Source organism: Leminorella richardii (assembly GCF_900478135.1).
In the GTDB taxonomy this organism is placed as follows: domain Bacteria; phylum Pseudomonadota; class Gammaproteobacteria; order Enterobacterales; family Enterobacteriaceae; genus Leminorella; species Leminorella richardii.
This window is the reverse complement of the sequence record NZ_LS483470.1, coordinates 427,501-440,670: the sequence shown is the minus strand read 5'-3', so window position 1 is coordinate 440,670 and position 13,170 is coordinate 427,501. Positions and strand designations below refer to the sequence as shown.

7 protein-coding genes, 2 rRNA genes and 1 riboswitch (1 of these 10 only partly in view) are annotated in these 13,170 nt (G+C 51.9%); of the genes, 4 read left to right on the top strand and 5 right to left on the bottom strand.

Annotation, left to right across the window (positions count from 1 at the left end):
* Positions 1 to 507, bottom strand: coding sequence for a LysR family transcriptional regulator (locus DQM29_RS18535; RefSeq protein ID WP_269472282.1), 507 nt, complete (start codon positions 505 to 507; stop codon positions 1 to 3).
* A 128-nt stretch (positions 508 to 635) separates the two neighbouring features.
* Between DQM29_RS18535 and DQM29_RS02140 the strand changes: the two genes are divergently transcribed.
* The 4 genes from DQM29_RS02140 to DQM29_RS02125 all read left to right on the top strand — a co-directional run bounded on the left by DQM29_RS02140 (position 636) and on the right by DQM29_RS02125 (position 6,045).
* On the top strand, positions 636 to 1,271 hold the full coding sequence (locus DQM29_RS02140; protein WP_111739086.1) for an NAD(P)-dependent oxidoreductase: 636 nt from the start codon (positions 636 to 638) through the stop codon (positions 1,269 to 1,271).
* A gap of 324 nt (positions 1,272 to 1,595) precedes the next feature.
* A riboswitch (Lysine riboswitch) is annotated at positions 1,596 to 1,837 on the top strand.
* A gap of 111 nt (positions 1,838 to 1,948) precedes the next feature.
* A complete protein-coding gene (gene lysC / locus DQM29_RS02135) occupies positions 1,949 to 3,301 on the top strand; it encodes a lysine-sensitive aspartokinase 3 (protein ID WP_111739085.1) in 1,353 nt (450 codons plus the stop codon).
* Between the two features lie 163 nt (positions 3,302 to 3,464).
* Positions 3,465 to 4,397, top strand: coding sequence for a ketopantoate/pantoate/pantothenate transporter PanS (panS, locus tag DQM29_RS02130; protein WP_111739084.1), 933 nt, complete (start codon positions 3,465 to 3,467; stop codon positions 4,395 to 4,397).
* Between the two features lie 193 nt (positions 4,398 to 4,590).
* A complete protein-coding gene (locus DQM29_RS02125) occupies positions 4,591 to 6,045 on the top strand; it encodes a DASS family sodium-coupled anion symporter (RefSeq protein ID WP_111739083.1) in 1,455 nt (484 codons plus the stop codon).
* 89 nt (positions 6,046 to 6,134) lie between these two features.
* Here the strand turns inward: DQM29_RS02125 and metH are convergent, their stop codons facing one another.
* From metH to DQM29_RS02105, 4 genes are all read right to left on the bottom strand, one after another.
* Positions 6,135 to 9,818: a methionine synthase gene (gene metH, locus DQM29_RS02120; RefSeq protein WP_145960326.1), complete on the bottom strand. Its 3,684-nt coding sequence runs from the start codon at positions 9,816 to 9,818 to the stop codon at positions 6,135 to 6,137.
* Between the two features lie 66 nt (positions 9,819 to 9,884).
* Positions 9,885 to 10,814 (bottom strand): homoserine O-acetyltransferase MetA, encoded by a 930-nt coding sequence (metA, locus tag DQM29_RS02115; protein ID WP_111739081.1) that lies wholly within the window; start codon positions 10,812 to 10,814, stop codon positions 9,885 to 9,887.
* Between the two features lie 571 nt (positions 10,815 to 11,385).
* A 5S ribosomal RNA gene (gene rrf / locus DQM29_RS02110) occupies positions 11,386 to 11,501 on the bottom strand.
* 122 nt (positions 11,502 to 11,623) lie between these two features.
* A 23S ribosomal RNA gene (locus DQM29_RS02105) occupies positions 11,624 to 13,170 on the bottom strand (it continues 1,451 nt past the right edge of the window).

Sequence of the window (13,170 nt, the reverse complement as noted above, 5' to 3'; positions counted from 1 at the left end):
TTAGGTAGGCTGGAGAGGCGCATGACAGGTTCCCAATGGCTTAGCAATAACGCTGGGATCCAGTGTATTCGTTATCCGAATCGCCAGATCAATGCGTTCATCCACCAAATTGACGCTATGCTCCAGCAACTGTATATCGATACTGACGTCGGGATAGCGCAGCGCATATTCCGCAATGACGCCCGCTAAGTAGGCCTGACTAAAAGACTGGCTGCAGGTGATACGCAGTTCACCTTTAGGCTTCGAGGCTTGCTCACTGCGTCTAGAGAACATTCTTTCCTGCACATCCAGAATCTGGCGGCAGTCCACCAGCGCCTGCTGCCCCTCCCCCGTTAGGCTAAGACTGCGGGTCGAGCGGTGTAGCAACCGCACTCCCATCTGATGTTCTAGAAATGCCAAATACCGAGAGGCCTTTGCTCGCGACAGCCCCAGTCTGTCTGCGGCTGACGTTAGGCTTCCTCGTTCAACGGCCTCAACGAAAACCTTCATTGCGGTTAACTGGTCCATTTATTCGCTCAATTTCTGCAACAGAGCATATTTAAATACTCTATTTTTAAAACAATAGAAAGAGCATAGGCTTAGTTTAAGCCACAGAAACGCGCCCCTACTGCTTGGCGCATAACGGAGAACACATTATGAATATCGCTATCATTGGCGCTGGCGGCAAAGCCGGCAGCCTTATTGCACAAGAAGCCTTAGCGCGAGGTCATCACGTTACCGCTATCGTCAGGCGTGCGGCAAGCGTAGCTAACCTGTCGGTAAACGTGCTGGAAAAAAGCCTGTTCGATCTGACGACTGAGGATTTAGCCTCTTTTGACGCAGTCATCGACGCTTTTAATGCGCCAGCCGGGCATGAGGTTCAGCATCAGACTTCGCTAGCTCATTTGGCCGACCTGTTGGCTAACCAGCCCAAAACGCGACTGTTGGTTGTTGGCGGTGCAGGTAGCCTCTACCTTGACGACGCCCTTACTCTGCGAGTGGTAGATACGCCAGATTTCCCCGACGCCTATAAGCCGACTGCCAGCAATATGGGGGAAGCCTTCCTTAAGCTGAGAGCGCGTCCGGATGTGAATTGGACCTACCTCAGCCCAGCGGCGATGTTTATTGCCGACGGCAAGCGTACTGGCGTCTATACGCTCGGAAGAGATCGACTGCTGGTTAATGCTGAGGGGAACAGCACCATCAGCTACTCAGACTATGCCATTGCAATGATTGACGAAGTGGAACAGGGTAAACATATACGCCAGCGTTTTACCGTAGTTGCAGACTAACGGTAGCACCTGAAACTCATCTTCTCGTCAAAGCATCGGCACGTGCTACCCACGCGTCGATGCTCTTCTCGTTAGATCATTCTTTCAATGCGCCTTTAACCAGTCATTTTAATTAATAATTATACTAATAGGGCGAAAGCCAGATTCTCATATCGAAAAAGCAAATCAGCCTAACGCTTTCAGCTGAAGCCTATACTGAAATCAGCAAAAACAAATCGAATATCTCTTCAAAAAATGACAAAAAACAAGAGTAAACAAAGCCTCGCCATTGACACCGCCGCCATAACCCGCTATTTGTTAAGGCCTACTTGCGTATCCTGTACGCAAGCCAGAAGAGGCGCGTCATTCAGGTAAAGTGTCAGAGGAATCGGTATCCGAAGAAGACACTCTAGGGGATATGACGCCGAGGCGATTTTCCTACCGAATGGGAATGTCGTCGACCACAAGGGCTGAATCCCTTGGGTTGTCACCAATGTACTCCGCAGACATATTGCGGAAAGTAGAACCCGCGCCGCGATTGCGTTTCGCAGTAAAAGGTTCTGGCAAGGTGGGGCGCTTCTGGGTGTATCGTAGTGCTTCCGTCCTACGCCTGCTCCCTGTTTACCGCGCTTCCTTTGTGCCAAGGCTGATGAATAATAAGGGCCTCGTTGGCCCCACCTGACACGGGGAATTTTTACATGTCTCAAATCGTTATTGCCAAGTTTGGCGGCACCAGCGTTGCAAACAGCGACGCCATGAACAACTCCGCTAACGTCGTTTTATCAAACCCAGACGTGCGCGTCGTCGTACTGTCGGCGTCTGCGGGCGTGACCAATCTGCTGGTCGACCTAGCCAACGGCTGTAACCCAGATCTCCGCACCGATAAAATCGCGCAGATCCGCGCCATTCAGTACCAAATTCTGGACACTCTGCCGGGCTCTGACGTGGTAAGAGAAGAAATCGACAGAATGCTGGAAAACATTACCACCCTTTCAGAAGCAGCTAGCCTCGCCACCTCCGAGGCGCTGACCGATGAGCTGGTCAGCCACGGCGAACTGATGTCGACACTGCTGTTCGTTGAGCTATTAAGAAGCCGCAGCGTTAACGCTGAATGGTTTGACGTTCGCCGCGTCATGAAGACAGATGACCGCTTCGGCAAGGCTGAACCTGAAGTCGAAGCCCTGTCTTCTCTCAGTGAACAGCATCTTGCCCCGAGAATTAGCTCCGGCGCGCTAGTGATCACCCAAGGCTTTATCGGCAGTGAAGGCAAGGGAAGAACCACGACTTTGGGTCGAGGCGGCAGCGACTATACCGCAGCACTGCTGGGCGAAGCCCTCAACGCAAAGCGCGTAGATATCTGGACTGACGTTCCCGGCATTTACACCACCGATCCGCGAATCGTTCCCAACGCGCAGCGTATTGATGAAATTGGCTTTGAAGAAGCGGCAGAAATGGCCACCTTTGGCGCTAAAATTCTTCACCCTGCGACGCTGATTCCCGCTGTCCGCCGTGGGATCCCAGTGTTTGTCGGCTCTAGCAAAGACGTTGCCGCTGGCGGCACGCTAGTCTGTGATAAAACGACGAATCCACCGCTGTTTCGCGCTCTTGCGCTGCGCCGTAAGCAAACTCTACTCACTCTGCACAGCCTGAATATGCTGCACGCACGCGGCTTTTTGGCCAAAATTTTCAGCATTCTGGCCAATCACCACATCTCCGTGGATCTGATTACTACCTCAGAAGTCAGCATTGCGCTAACGCTGGATACCGCGGGCTCATCAACCTGCGGTGCCAGCCTTCTGACCAGCGCGCTGCTGACAGAACTGTCTTCACTCTGTCGCGTTGAAGTTGAGGAAGATCTGGCTTTGGTCGCGCTTATCGGCAACCAGCTTGCTCAGGCTCGTGGCGTCGGCAAAGAGGTATTTGGCGTTCTGGAGCCGTTTAACATCCGCATGATTTCCTACGGCGCCAGCAGCCATAACCTTTGCCTGCTGGTTCCCGGTAGCGATGCTGAACATGTAGTGAAGACGCTGCACCGCAATCTGTTTGAATGACAGCGTTATTTTGCAATAATGTTGAATGGGCAACGACTCTCGTTGCCCATTTATTTTTACCAACGCCTTCAGCACGACACTGGTAACGTAAATAAAAACAAAAACAGGGCGGGCAAACCCCCTGCAAAGCACAACATACGTCTCAATAAGGAATACACACAACATGTTAGCTAAAATTACGCGCCTGTTTCCGCTGTGGGCGGTTCTGCTGTCAGCGGCAGCCTATTTTACCCCTAGCACCTTTACGGGCATTGCGCCCAACGTTAGCTACTTGCTGATGCTGATTATGTTCGCTATGGGCGTTACCCTTAATCTTGGTGACTTTAAGCGAGTCGTTACGCGCCCGATGCCCGTTATTGCCTGTACCCTGCTTCACTATCTCATCATGCCTCTGGCGGCCTGGATTCTGGCTAAGCTGTTTAGCATGCCGGCAGATCTCGCTGCGGGGATGATTCTGGTGGGCAGCGTTGCCAGCGGCACAGCATCTAACGTGATGATCTATCTGGCTCGTGGAGATGTTGCCCTTTCAGTGACTATTTCTTCTGTTTCAACGCTGGTCGGCGTTTTTGCAACGCCTTTGCTGACCTACTTATATGTAGACGCATCGATCAATGTTGACGTCATGGGCATGCTGATGTCCATTTTACAAATCGTCGTTATTCCGATCGGCGCAGGCCTGATTATTCACCATACTCTGCCCAATCTGGTGAAGCGCATAGAGCCATTCCTTCCGGCACTATCCATGATTTGCATACTCGCCATTATCAGTGCGGTAGTTGCCAAGAGCCAAAGCCACATCGCTTCAGTAGGATTTGTCGTCGCTATCGCCGTTGTATTACACAACGCCATTGGCCTATTAGGTGGCTACTGGGGCGGGAGACTGTGCGGATTTGATGAGTCTACCTGCCGGACACTGGCCATTGAAGTCGGCATGCAGAACTCCGGCCTTGCCGCTACGCTAGGAGCACAGTACTTCTCTGCCGTTGCCGCACTACCGGGAGCTCTATTCTCGGTGTGGCACAACCTGTCTGGATCTCTTCTGGCCGGTTACTGGCAGGGAAAACCCACGAAAAGTGTAACAAATAGCCCTGACTGAAGCGTTTCACCTACCCTAAGCGAGCGGGCTAATCCGTTCGCTTAGCGGTCAAGCAACAAGACGCCTTTCTGTTTACATTTGGTCACAACCTTACAAACGAAAAAATCCCAACGGGTGACTATTCTAATATAGCTGGACAAAGGCACATGTCTTTGTCCTTTTTTTCGTTTTCCGTTCATAGTAAGGACGTCTCGTGGCCTCAACTAAGCTTTCCCCAGTTAAATGGCTCCCGCTCATCATCATCACGACCTGTGCTACCGTTCTGTGGCATATCTCGCCGCCCGAAGGGCTGAGCGCTCCAGCCTGGCATTCTGCCATTGTATTCATCGCCACTATCGCCTGTATTGTCGCCAAGGTGCTTCCCATTGGTGCCGTTGGCCTTATCGGCATTACCGTTTTTGCTCTCACCTACGCAGCAGGTTCTAAAACTGCCTCGGACGCGATCCTAGTCGCTCTCAGCGATCTCAACAGCTCACTTATCTGGCTTATCGTCGTAGCCTTTATGATCGCCAGAGGCTTTATTAAAACCGGTCTCGGGCGCCGCATCGCGCTACAGATGATCCGCCTGCTGGGAAAAAGAACGCTAGGACTGGCCTATGGGCTTGCCGTAGCTGACCTGATCCTCTCGCCGGCGATGCCAAGCAATACCGCTCGCTGCGGCGGCGTGATATACCCTATTGCCGACTCTCTGGCCCGCAGCTTTGACTCTAGGCCTGAAGACGAGTCCCGCAATAAAATCGGCACATTCCTGATCACCTGTATCGGCAACGTTAACGATGTCACTGCGGCCATGTTTATGACGGGCTATACCGGCAACCTGCTAGCCATGAAGCTTGCGGCGAATGCCGGCGTAACGCTAACCTGGGGCAGCTGGTTTGTGGCCGCTGTCGTTCCGTGTCTGGCATCGCTCATCATCGTGCCGCTGCTGGTGTACTGGCTGACTAAGCCGGAAATCAAATACACGCCTGACGCACCGGAATTGGCGAAAAGCGAACTGGCAAAAATGGGGAACATGACCCGCAGCGAGTGGATCATGGCAGCGACCGTCGTTTTACTGCTGGTACTGTGGATTTTCGGCGATGCTTTAGGCGTCGACGCCACTACCGCGTCTTTCGTTGGCCTCTCTTTCTTGCTGCTTTCCGGCGTATTGACCTGGGAAGACGTAAAAAGCGAAAAAGGCGCTTGGGATACACTAATCTGGTTCGCAGCCCTGCTAATGATGGCTAACCAACTTAAAAAACTTGGTTTTACCAGCTGGTTTGGCGACGAAATCGGAAAATATGTGGGTATCGTCATGGGAGACAGCAGCTGGATCCTGATCCTGCTGATACTGAACGCGGCCTATTTCTACACCCACTACTTCTTCGCCAGCGGCAACGCGCAGATTGCGGCGCTGTATGCTGTATTCCTCGGCGTAGGGATTAGCCTGCACATTCCTGCCGCGCCAATGGCGCTGATGCTGGCCTTTACCAGCAGCCTCTACTGTTCGCTGACTCAGTACTCTCACGCCCGCGGCCCGATTTTGTTTGGTGCAGGCTATGTGCCAACGGGCACCTGGTGGAAAACGGGGTTTGTCGTCAGTCTGTTCAATCAGGCCATTTTCCTGACCCTCGGTCTGGCCTGGTGGAAAATTATCGGTCTTTACTGATCGCTTAAGAAAAACGGTAGCCAATCTGAATAAATTGGCTACCGTTTTCTTATATTATCCAGAATACTTCTGTAGATAGACTTCAGACACTAATCCGCATCGTACCCTAGGTTTGGCGCCAGCCAGCGCTCAACGTCGGCAATACTCATTCCTTTACGCGCGGCGTAGTCTTCCACCTGATCCCGCTGGATTTGAGCAACAGCGAAGTATTTGCTGTCTGGGTGGCTAAAGTACCAGCCGGATACCGAAGCTCCCGGCCACATGGCATAAGACTCCGTTAGCTTCATGCCAATCCGCTCTTCAACCACCAACAGCTGCCAAATGGCGCTCTTTTCAGTGTGTTCTGGACATGCTGCATAGCCCGGCGCAGGTCGAATACCCTGATAGTTTTCCCGAATAAGCTCTTCGTTGCTGAGCGCTTCATCCGCGGCATAGCCCCAAATATCTTTACGCACTCGCTCGTGTAAATACTCAGCAAACGCCTCTGCCAAGCGGTCGGAAAGCGCCTTCACCATGATCTTGTTATAGTCATCATGAACTGCCTCGTAGGCCTGCGCCAGCGCGTCTTCTTCTAAGCCACCGGTTACCGCAAACGCGCCGATATAGTCTGCCAGACCGCTCTCTTTCGCTGCGACAAAATCAGCCAGACAGTAGTTAGGAAAATCGGTTTTCTCGGTTTGCTGGCGCAGGTGGTGGCCTACAGTCAACACGTTTCGACGATCTTCATCAGCGTATATTTCAACGTCATCTCCCACGCGATTAGCCGGGAAAATACCCATCACGCCGCGAGGCGTAATCTTCTGTCCTTCAGCAAGCTGGTCTAGCATGCTGTTAGCATCGGCAAACAGGCGAGTGGCCTCCTCACCCACCACCTCATCCTCAAGGATCCGAGGGTATTTACCCGCTAGCGACCAGGTCATAAAGAACGGTGTCCAGTCGATATAGCGTCTTAACGTCTCGATACTGGCCTCGACCTCTTGTACGCCCAGCGTCTTTGGCACTGGCGGAACGTAGCTGTTCCAGTCACACGTCCATCCGTTGTCTCGGGCAGCCTGCAGTACGATAGGCGCCGTTCTGGGCTTTTTCCGAGCGTGCTGGATCCTGACGGTTTCATACTCTTTACGCGTTCTTGCAACAAAGTCATCCCGCTGCGCATCGGAAAGCAAAGCGGAGCAAACGCCGACGCTGCGCGATGCATTCTGAACGTATACCGTAGGCCCACTGTAGTTCTGCTCGATTTTAACCGCAGTATGAGCCTTGGACGTAGTCGCCCCACCGATCAGTAGCGGCAGAGTAAAGCCCTGACGCTCCATTTCTTTGGCGACGTTCACCATTTCATCCAGTGAAGGAGTAATCAGCCCTGATAGGCCAATAATATCAACCTTCTCTTCTCTGGCGGTTTTCAGGATCTTCTCGGTCGGCACCATTACGCCAAGATCGATAATCTCGTAGTTATTACATTGCAAAACAACGCCGACGATATTCTTACCAATGTCGTGAACGTCGCCTTTAACTGTCGCCAGCAGAATTTTTCCCGCCGTTGCGCCTTTCTGCTTGCTCGCCTCAATATAGGGCTCAAGATAGGCCACAGCCTGTTTCATAACGCGCGCAGACTTCACAACCTGCGGCAGGAACATTTTCCCCTCACCAAACAGATCGCCGACGGTGTTCATACCGGCCATCAGTGGCCCTTCAATCACTTCCAGCGGCAGTGTCGCCTGCTGACGAGCCTCTTCGGTATCGGCTTCAATAAATTCCGTGATGCCTTTAATCAGCGCGTATTCCAGACGCTTGTTGACCGGCCAGCCTCGCCACTCTGCCTGCTGCTTGTTTGACTCATCGTCCGCTGAGCTGCTTCGATATTTTTCCGCTACCGTCAACAGCCGCTCCGTTCCATCCAAACGACGGTTTAGCACCACGTCTTCAACCGCCTCTTTCAGCTCGGCAGGCAAGTCGTCATAAATCGCCAGCTGGCCGGCGTTGACGATCCCCATATCCATGCCGTTCTTGATAGCGTGGTACAGAAATACGGCGTGAATAGCTTCACGAACCGGCTCATTACCGCGGAAAGAAAAGGAAACGTTAGAAACGCCGCCGGAAATCAGCGCGTGGGGAAGCTCAGACTTAATGTCGCCGCAGGCTTCAATAAAGTCGAGCGCGTAGTTATTGTGCTCTTCAATACCGGTCGCAACGGCAAAAATGTTAGGGTCAAAAATGATGTCTTCCGGCGGGAAGCCAACAACGTCCGTCAAAATCCGGTAGGCGCGGCGGCAAATTTCAATCTTGCGAGCTCGGGTGTCTGCTTGCCCCTGTTCGTCAAAGGCCATAACAACCATGGCAGCACCGTAGCGGCGCACCAGTCGAGCCTGTTGGATAAACTTGTCTTCTCCCTCTTTCATCGAGATAGAGTTAACAATGCCTTTCCCCTGAATGCACTTAAGCCCCTTCTCAATAACTTCCCATTTAGAAGAGTCGATCATAATGGGCACCCGTGCAATATCCGGCTCCCCTGCAATCAGGTTGAGGAAGCGCACCATTGCCGCTTCTGCATCCAGCATGCCCTCGTCCATATTGATATCAATAATTTGGGCGCCGTTTTCTACCTGCTGAAGCGCTACATCCAGCGCTTCTGAATACTTTTCTTCTTTTATCAGTCGTTTAAACTTTGCCGAGCCAGTTACGTTAGTGCGTTCGCCAACGTTAACAAACAGCGTAGACGAATCAATGTTAAGCGGCTCTAGCCCAGACAAACGACAGGCGACAGAAAGGGAAGGCACTTTACGGGGAGCTATGCTAGCAACCGCGTTTGCCATTGCTGCGATATGGGCTGGCGTCGTTCCACAACAGCCGCCAACGATATTCACCATGCCTGAACGAGCCCATTCAGCAACCTGCGCAGCCATCTCATCAGGCTCAAGATCGTAGCCGCCAAAGGCGTTAGGTAGACCCGCGTTAGGGTGAACGGAAACAAAGCATTCAGCGATACGAGACAGCTCCGCCACGTACTGGCGTAGCTCATCAGGGCCTAGGGCGCAGTTAAGGCCGAAAGAGATAGGCTTCACGTGGCGCAAAGAGTTATAGAAGGCTTCTGTTGTCTGCCCTGACAGCGTCCGGCCTGACGCATCAGTGATTGTTCCAGAAATCATCACCGGCAGCCTGACACCAAGTGCCTCAAAAACGCCCTCTACGGCAAAAATCGCCGCCTTGGCATTTAGCGTATCAAAGATAGTCTCGATCATAATGAGATCGACGCCGCCTTGAATCAGCGCGGTCGTCGATTCGGTATAGGCCTCTACCAGCCCGTCAAACGTGACGTTGCGAAAGGCAGGATCGTTGACATTAGGGGAGATGGAGGCTGTGCGGTTAGTCGGTCCCAAGATGCCGGCAACGTAGCGAGGCCTGTCCGGCGTTTTGGCCGACCACACATCGGCACAGGCTCTGGCCAGACGAGCTCCCTCATAGTTAATCTCAGCAGCCAAAGACTCCATCTGGTAGTCGGCCATCGCGATAGCAGTAGCGTTAAAGGTGTTTGTTTCAAGAATGTCCGCACCGGCCTCAAGGTAGGCGTCGTGAATAGCAGAGATAACATCCGGCTTAGTTAATACCAGTAGGTCGTTGTTACCCTTCAGATCGCACGGCCAGTCAGCAAACCGCTCTCCTCTATAATCCTGTTCTTCAAGACGATTGCTTTGGATCATCGTGCCCATGCCGCCGTCCAGAATCAGAATACGCTTTGACAGTTGTTGCGCTAACGTCTCAGTATGGTTTGCCAAAATAACCTCTAACGATAAATGAATTGTTTCAGACCCCGTAATACTTCGCCCACCGCCAGTGAAATACTAATCCATAGTCGGATTCATCTGGCTTAAATCATACGGTGTTCTCTGATAAACAAAATAGTTAAGCCAGTTGTTAAACAGTAAATAGCCGTGGCTGCGCCAGGTAGCCTTCGGCTCTGACTCAATATCATCGTTAGGAAAATAGTTCTCGGGCAGTGCGGGATTCAGTCCAGCGTTCAAATCGCGAAAGAACTCCGCCGCCAACGTGTGAGCATCATATTCAGGATGCCCGGTCGCAAAGGCAAAGCGGCGATCGCGGCTGGCAAACAGATATGCACCGGTCTGCTCTGATTCTGCGTAAATATCCAGATCCGTATGCTGGCGAATAGCCTCAGAGGGAAAACCCGCATAGCGTGAATGGGGAGCAAGGAAGCGATCGTCAAAGCCGCGGGTGAGCAGCGCCAGCGGCTGGGTAACAGAATGCCAGTAAACGCCGGAGAGCTTCTCGGTCATTGTAATTTTAGGAATATTATAAAGAATGTTTAGCGCGGCCTGCACCGCCCAACACACAAACAGCGTCGACGTGACGTGCTCTTTAGCCCACAGCGTAATACGCTCGATCTGATCCCAATAAGAGACGTCTTTAAACTCAACTAGCCCCAGCGGTGCGCCGGTAACAATCAGACCGTCGAAGTTTTGCTCACGGATATCTTCAAAATTGCAATAGAAGCTATCCAGATGCTCTGTGGGCGTATTTTTAGACTCGTGGTTGTCTATTCTCAGAAGTTGAATGTCCAGCTGCAGGGACGAGTTAGAAAGCAGGCGTAAAAATTGATTCTCAGTCTCAATTTTTTTCGGCATCAGGTTAAGGATAAGGATCTTTAGCGGACGGATGTCCTGATGGCTTGCGCGTGAAGATTCCATCACAAAGACGTTCTCATCACGCAATACGTTAACGGCGGGCAGTTCATCAGGAATACGAATTGGCATTGCTAGATCCTCAAATATCCATTTATACGTTTATACATTTAGACTTCTATACCGCTAAAGATAACGTCTTTTGTATCAGCTGTCGAGAGCCAAACGCGCCCTAAGGGCGATTTACCTAATGCTAAAAAGTAAAAAAGCTGCTGCAATCAGCGACTTTTCTTTAGTGAAAAGGAAAATGAAGAATTGATTGTGTTCGATGTTGCGAGATACTGCGAGTAACTTGAATTGTAGAACACAATAAAAATGGGACTTACTAAGAAGGATACAAATGCAGCACGCGCTGTTATAAACCCTACAAACACAAAAAGGCCACTCTTCCGAGTGGCCTTCTGTTTCTTTCTAAATTAAGAGCCTGGCAGTTGATGAACCTCTTCAAGGTTCACCCTTCGGGCCGTTGCGTTGCAACGTTCAAAAGGCTTTGCCTTTTGTCCTACTCTCGCAGGGGGAAGCCCCACACTACCCTCGGCGCTACAGCTTTTTATCACAACACTCCGCAATCGCCGTTATAAACCCTACAAACACAAAAAGGCCACTCTCTCGAGTGGCCTTCTGTTTCTTCTTTAAATTAAGAGCCTGGCAGTTCCCTACTCTCGCATGGGGAAGCCCCACACTACCATCGGCGCTACGGCGTTTCACTTCTGAGTTCGGCATGGGGTCAGGTGGGACCACCGCGCTATCGCCGCCAGGCAAAGTCTGTATTGTTCACCGTTGACGCTGTTGTTCTACCAACAACCCAACCACGAACTTCAATCCTTCAACAAGCTCAATAATTCTCTTCGTCTCTCGTCTCAAAACGCCTTCGGCGTTGTAAGGTTAAGCCTCACGGTTCATTAGTACTGGTTAGCTCAATACATCGCTGCACTTACACATCCAGCCTATCTACGTCATGGTCTTTAACGTTCCTTTAGGGGACTTAAAATCCCAGGGAAGACTCATCTCGGGGCAAGTTTCGCGCTTAGATGCTTTCAGCGCTTATCTTTTCCGCACGTAGCTACCGGGCAATGCAATTGGCATCACAACCCGAACACCAGCGGTGCGTTCACTCCGGTCCTCTCGTACTAGGAGCAACCCCCCTCAATCTTCCAGCGCCCACGGCAGATAGGGACCGAACTGTCTCACGACGTTCTAAACCCAGCTCGCGTACCACTTTAAACGGCGAACAGCCGTACCCTTGGGACCTACTTCAGCCCCAGGATGTGATGAGCCGACATCGAGGTGCCAAACACCGCCGTCGATATGAACTCTTGGGCGGTATCAGCCTGTTATCCCCGGAGTACCTTTTATCCGTTGAGCGATGGCCCTTCCATACAGAACCACCGGATCACTAAGACCTACTTTCGTACCTGCTCGAGCCGTCACTCTCGCAGTCAAGCTGGCTTATGCCTTTGCACTAACCTCCTGATGTCCGACCAGGATTAGCCAACCTTCGTGCTCCTCCGTTACTCTTTGGGAGGAGACCGCCCCAGTCAAACTACCCACCAGACACTGTCCTCACCCCGGATAACGGGGCTAAGTTAGAACATCAAACATTAAAGGGTGGTATTTCAAGGTTGGCTCCACACGTACTGGCGTACATGCTTCAAAGCCTCCCACCTATCCTACACATCAAGGTTCAATGTTCCGTGTCAAGCTATAGTAAAGGTTCACGGGGTCTTTCCGTCTTGCCGCGGGTACACAGCATCTTCACTGCGAGTTCAATTTCACTGGGTCTCGGGTGGAGACAGCCTGGCCATCATTACGCCATTCGTGCAGGTCGGAACTTACCCGACAAGGAATTTCGCTACCTTAGGACCGTTATAGTTACGGCCGCCGTTTACTGGGGCTTCGATCAAGAGCTTCGCTTACGCTAACCCCATCAATTAACCTTCCAGCACCGGGCAGGCGTCACACCGTATACGTCCACTTTCGTGTTTGCACAGTGCTGTGTTTTTAATAAACAGTTGCAGCCAGCTGGTATCTTCGACTGGCTTCGGCTCCATGGGCAAGCCACTTCACCTACTGCCAGCGTGCCTTCTCCCGAAGTTACGGCACCATTTTGCCTAGTTCCTTCACCCGAGTTCTCCCAAGCGCCTGAGTATTCTCTACCTGACCACCTGTGTCGGTTTGGGGTACGATTTCGTGTTACCTGATGCTTAGAGGCTTTTCCTGGAAGCAGGGCATCAACCACTTCATCTCCGTAGAGACTCGTCATCACGCCTCAGTGTTATACAGCAGACCGGATTTACCAGGACTGCCCACCTACACGCTTAAACCGGGATAACCGTCACCCGGCCGGCCTAGCCTTCTTCGTCCCCCCTTCGCAGTAACACCAAGTACGGGAATATTAACCCGTTTCCCATCGACTACGCCTTTCGGC